This is a genomic window from Streptococcus suis (assembly GCF_002964045.1).
GTDB classification, from domain to species: Bacteria; Bacillota; Bacilli; order Lactobacillales; family Streptococcaceae; genus Streptococcus; species Streptococcus suis_U.
This window is the reverse complement of the sequence record NZ_POPB01000373.1, coordinates 1-381: the sequence shown is the minus strand read 5'-3', so window position 1 is coordinate 381 and position 381 is coordinate 1. Positions and strand designations below refer to the sequence as shown.

The 381-nt window shown below is 36.7% G+C and carries 1 protein-coding gene and 1 pseudogene; both read right to left on the bottom strand.

Annotated features, from left to right (window positions below):
- Window positions 1-133 (bottom strand): ribose-phosphate pyrophosphokinase-like domain-containing protein (locus C1E99_RS09350; RefSeq protein ID WP_161951179.1); only part of this gene is annotated, 133 nt, incomplete at its 3' end.
- A gap of 102 nt (window positions 134-235) precedes the next feature.
- Window positions 236-381 (bottom strand): annotated as a pseudogene (locus C1E99_RS09345) (CHAP domain-containing protein); the annotation flags it as partial.

The window sequence follows — 381 nt, the reverse complement described above, 5'->3', positions numbered from 1 at the left end:
TTACCTGAATCTCACCATCTGAAAATTGACGAACACTTGATTTTCCCAGAGGAATTCCTATTTTTTTCGACACCTGTTCAGCTAACTTCTGATTTGACGAAAGAGCGAACAATTTTAAGTCAGTAAACGCCATGACAGCCTCCTATATATTTCTACCTTTACTATTTTAACCCTTTTTCCTTCATTTTTCAAACAAAAATAGAGCGCAAATCCACACGCTCTATTTGAAAATTTCTTAATATGGAGGGTAAATGTAGTAAACTGCTCCCTCAGAAGTCGTTGTTGGATTGAAATAACCACCACGATGGTTACCAATATAACGACGACCCATGTAGTTTGATTCAACAACTTGGATACTTGTTGAAGATTGAACAGCCGTAA